The organism is Cryobacterium fucosi (assembly GCF_004403515.1).
Taxonomy (GTDB): Bacteria; Actinomycetota; Actinomycetes; order Actinomycetales; family Microbacteriaceae; genus Cryobacterium; species Cryobacterium fucosi.
On the sequence record NZ_SOHH01000055.1, the window covers coordinates 1 to 4,708 of the forward strand.

Annotated in this window: 5 protein-coding genes; all 5 read right to left on the reverse strand. The window is 72.9% G+C overall.

Translation table 11 applies throughout. The annotated features are described in order from the left end of the window. A partial coding sequence (locus E3T48_RS05995) for an SDR family NAD(P)-dependent oxidoreductase (protein WP_134522917.1) occupies positions 1 to 138 on the reverse strand: 138 nt, incomplete at its 3' end. After that, complete coding sequence (locus E3T48_RS06000; RefSeq protein ID WP_134522918.1) at positions 138 to 1,376, reverse strand: thiolase family protein; 1,239 nt, start codon at positions 1,374 to 1,376, stop codon at positions 138 to 140. The genes E3T48_RS06000 and E3T48_RS05995, both read right to left, overlap by 1 nt. Before the next feature lie 121 nt (positions 1,377 to 1,497). After that, positions 1,498 to 2,295, reverse strand: coding sequence for a TrmH family RNA methyltransferase (locus E3T48_RS06005; protein WP_134522919.1), 798 nt, complete (start codon positions 2,293 to 2,295; stop codon positions 1,498 to 1,500). A gap of 199 nt (positions 2,296 to 2,494) precedes the next feature. After that, positions 2,495 to 3,970 (reverse strand): NAD-dependent succinate-semialdehyde dehydrogenase, encoded by a 1,476-nt coding sequence (locus E3T48_RS06010; RefSeq protein ID WP_134522920.1) that lies wholly within the window; start codon positions 3,968 to 3,970, stop codon positions 2,495 to 2,497. 104 nt (positions 3,971 to 4,074) lie between these two features. Beyond that, a partial coding sequence (locus E3T48_RS16675) for a hypothetical protein (protein ID WP_198417629.1) occupies positions 4,075 to 4,708 on the reverse strand: 634 nt, incomplete at its 5' end.

Sequence of the window (4,708 nt, forward strand, 5' to 3'; positions counted from 1 at the left end):
GGCCGCCTGCTCCCCCGGGGAGCCGGGCAGGTCGAGCAGCACGACCGCCGCGCCGGCCGCGGCGAGGGCGCGGGCGGTGGCCAGGCCGAGGCCGGATGCCGCGCCGGTGACGAGCGCGGAGCATCCGTCGATGCGCATCAGAGCCTCTCGATGATGGTGGCGTTGGCCATGCCGCCGCCCTCGCACATGGTCTGCAGGCCCCACCGCCCGCCGGTGAGTTCGAGGTGGTTGAGCAGGGTGCCGAGCAGGCGGGTGCCGGACGAGCCGAGCGCGTGGCCGAGCGCGATCGCGCCGCCGCGCGGGTTGAGCAGGGCCGGGTCGGCGCCCATCTCGCGCAGCCAGACGAGCGGCACGCTGGCGAACGCCTCGTTGACCTCGTAGGCGTCGAGGTCGTCGATGCCGAGGCCGGAGCGTTCGAGGATGCGCCGGGTGGCCGGGATCACCCCGGTCAGCATCAGGTGCGGGTCGCTTCCGGTGACCGCGAAGCGGTGGAACCGGGCCCGTGGGTTGAGGCCGAGCCGGGCGGCCCGTTTCGCGCTCATGATCAGGGCGGCGGAGGCCCCGTCGGTGAGCGGCGAGGAGTTGCCCGCGGTGATGTGCCAGTCGAGTTTCGGGAACCGGGCGGCGAGCGCGTCGGTGCGGAACGCCGGCGGCAGCGCGGCGAGGGAGTCGAGGGTGGTGCCGGGGCGGATGGTCTCGTCGTCGGTGACGACCCGGCCGTCGGGCAGGGTGGTCGGCCGGAGCTCGCCGTCGAAGTCGCCGCGTTCGGCCGCGGCGGCGGCGAGACGGTGCGAGCGGGCGGCGAAGGCATCCAGTTCGCCGCGGCCGAGCCGCCACTGCCGGTTGATCAGCTCGGCCGAGACCCCCTGGTTCACCAGGCCCCGCGGGTAGCGGGCGTGCATCAGGGCGCCGTGCGGGTCCTGGCCGGCGGACCGGCCGTGCCCGTCGGCGCCGGGCGTGCCCTCGCCTGCCGGCTTCGAGCCGAGGGAGGAGCCCAGCGGCACCCGGCTCATCGATTCGACGCCGCAGGCGATGACGACGTCGCAGCTGCCGGACATGACCGCCTGCGCGGCGAACGCGGCCGCCTGCTGGCTGGAGCCGCACTGCCGGTCGATGGTGGTGCCCGGCACCGACTCGGGGAACCCGGCGCTCAGCAGCGCGGTGCGCACCACGTTGTAGCTCTGTTCGCCGACCTGGCTGACGCAGCCGCCGATCACGTCCTCGACGAGCGCCGGGTCGAGGTCGTTGCGGCTGACCAGTTCGCGCAGCACGCCGGCCAGCAGGTCGGCCGGGTGCACGCCCGACAGGGCGCCCCCCGGCTTGCCCCGCCCCGACGCGGTGCGTACGACATCGACGATGACAGCATCATTGCTCATGCCCTCAGCCTAGGCTTCCGTGCCGACGCCGTGCGGGCGCCGGTCCCGCGCGCCCGGCGAGTGTGGCTGACTCAGGACGTCTCGGTCGGCATCCGCGTGCCACCGCACTGGTGCTCTCGGGTCAGCCCGAGAGCGCCCACATCGCCACGGCGCTGGCGGCGGCGACGTTGAGCGAGTCGATGCCGTGCTTCATCGGGATCTGCACGATGCTGTCGGATGCCGCGAGCGCGCCGGCGGTGAGCCCCTCACCCTCCGCGCCCAGCAGCAACGCCAGCCGCTCGTGGTCGGTCCCGCGGAACTCGCGCAGGCTCACGGCGTCCTCGGCCAGGGCGAGGGCCGCCACGTGGAATCCGTGCCGGTCCAGCAGCGTGCGGGTGCTCGGCCAGTCGCCGACGCGGGTCCAGGGAACCTGCAGCACGGTGCCCATCGACACCCGGATGGCCCGGCGGTAGAACGGGTCGGAGCAGCGCGGCGTGACCAGGATCGCGTCCGCGCCGATCGCCCCGGCCGAGCGGAAGATCGCGCCGACGTTGGTGGGGTCGGAGACGTTCTCGAGGATCACGATCCGGCGGGCACCGGCGAGCAGCGCGTCGGGGGCGGGCAGTTCGGGGCGGTGCATCGCCGCGATCACACCGCGGTGCAGGACGTACCCGGTCAGCTCCGCGAGCAGCTCCCCCGGGCCGACGAACACGGGCACGTCCTCGCCGACGAGTCCCCGCGCCTCCTCGACGGTATTGCCGAGTGCCAGCACCGACCGCGGCCGATGCCCGGCCCGCAGGGCTCGCTCCAGGACCAATGCCGATTCGGCTATATACAGGCCGTGCTCGGTGCCGCGCGCCTTTTTCAGGGCGACATCGGTCAGGTGGGCGTAGTCGACCAGCCTCGGATCGCTGAGGTCGCTGATCTCGATGACGGGCATCCGCAAAGTCTAGCCGCGCCCCTCCGAGGGCGGCCGCCCCCGTCCTGCCGACCGACCGTGCATAACTCCTGCAGATCCTGCCGGGCCGGCTCGACATCCGCATGATTCCGGGGCGCGCAGCCGCAGCCGGTCCGGATTGCAGGAGTTATGCACGTGGCGGCGGGAACAACCGGGACGGGCCGGGCCGACGGGGCCCCCTTCAGTCGAGGAAGGGGTCCGGGAGGAGGGTGTACTTGGTCGAGAGGTACTCGTGGATGCCCTCGAGTCCGCCCTCGCGGCCCAGGCCGGACTGTTTGACCCCGCCGAACGGCGCCGCCGCGTTGGAGAGCACGCCAACGTTGAGGCCCATCATGCCCGTGTGCAGGCGTTCGATCATCCGGTGCCCGCGGGCCAGGTCCCGGGTGAACACGTAGCCGACCAGCCCGTATTCGGTGTCATTGGCGAGCCGGACGGCGTCGTCCTCGTCGTCGAACGAGGAGATCGCCAGCACCGGCCCGAAGATCTCGTCGCGCAGGATGTCGCTGCCCGGCTGAACGCCGGAGATCACCGTGGGCTGGTAGAACGTTCCGGGCCCGGCGATGGCGGACCCGCCGGTCAGCAGCGTCGCCCCCCTGCCGAGCGCGTCCTGCACGAGCGTGTCGGCCTTCTCGATGGCGGCCTGGTTGATCAGCGGGCCGATGGTGACGCCCTCCTCGGTGCCGCGGCCGACCGTGAAGCCGGCGACCTTCCTGGTGATCCGGCGGGCGAATTCGTCGGCGATGGACCGGTGCACGATGAACCGGTTGGCCGCGGTGCAGGCCTGACCCACGTTGCGGAACTTCGCGGCGATCGCGCCGGCCACGGCCTTGTCCAGGTCGGCGTCCTCGAAGACGACGAAGGGGGCGTTGCCGCCGAGCTCCATCGAGGTGCGCAGCACGCCCTGGGCGGACTGCTGGATCAGCCTCTGCCCGACCGGCGTCGACCCGGTGAAGCTGAGCTTGCGCAGGCGCGGATCGGCGATGATCGGCCCGGAGACCGCGGCCGAGGACGAAGTCGTGATCACGTTGACGACGCCGGCCGGCAGGCCCACTTCCTCGAGCAGCCGGACGAAGAACAGGGTGGTCAGCGGCGTCAGCTCGGCCGGCTTGATCACGACGGTGCAGCCCGCGGCGAGTGCCGGGGCGATCTTGCGAGTCGCCATCGCGAGCGGGAAGTTCCACGGGGTGATCAGGAAGCACGGCCCGACCGGGTGCTGGGACACGATCATGCGACCGGAGCCCTCCGGGTTGGTGCCGTACCGGCCGGTGATGCGCACGGCCTCCTCGCTGAACCAGCGCAGGAACTCGCCGCCGTAGGCCACCTCACCGTAGGCCTCGGCGAGCGGCTTGCCCATCTCGATGGTCATCAGCAGCGCGAACTCGTGCTTGCGTTCCTGCAGCAGGTCGAAGGCTCGGCGGAGGATCTCGCCGCGCACCCGGGGCGGGGTGGCCGCCCAGCCGGCCTGCGCCGCGACGGCCGCGTCGAGGGCCGCCGCGCCATCCGCGACGCCCGCGTCGGCGATCGTCTTGATGACCTTGCCGGTGGCCGGGTCGTGCACGGTCAGGGTGGCCAAATCGGCGGCCGGGACCCATTTGCCGTTGATGAACAGCTCGCCTGGAACGTGCTGGAGCAGTTCGGCTTCGGTGACATGCGTCATAGGATCTCCCATACTTGTGTGCGCCCGTCGAGTGACGGTCGAATTCTATCCAAGGCAGTGTGGCCGGCAGCGTGGGCGGCCCGGGGAATCGGCCGGGCCGCTGTTCACGGCCAGGGCAACGGCAGGAGCATCCCGGCGGCCATGGCAGCCATTCCCAGCGCCATGCTCACGTGCTGGGTCGCCTCCAGCCTGTCAGCAACGCCGGCTCCCCGCCACCCGGTGCGGCGATTCGCGGCGCGCACGGCACTGGCCGCCAGGGCGACGGATGCCGCCACCACCAGCCAGCCCAGCAGCGCTCCGCCGCCGCTCCACGCCAGTGCGTGCACGGAGTGCCCTGCCGCGGATGCCGACGCGGCGGCGGCCGACACCGACACTCCGGCGGCCGACAGCGACACTCCGGCGGCCGACAGCCCGGACGCTGACGCGGCGGCGAAGGCGTTGCCTCCCTCGGGGCCGCCGCCCGGCACCGCGACCGACAGCATCCCGGCCCACATCACCGCCATCAGCAGCAGCCCCGCCGAGTGGTGGGCCGCGGCGACCCGCCGGCGTCGGTCGAGGAGCGCGACCAGCGCGGCGCCGACCAGCAGCGCGGCCCAGGCCAGTGGACTGAGAAGGTGCGCGTTCGGCAGGACCATGTCGACCGTGGACGCGGCCATCACCACCATCGCGGGTACGGCCGCGAGGCTGCGCCCCGGCGTGCGGAGCGCCGCCAGCGCGCAGACGGCGGCCAGGCCGGCC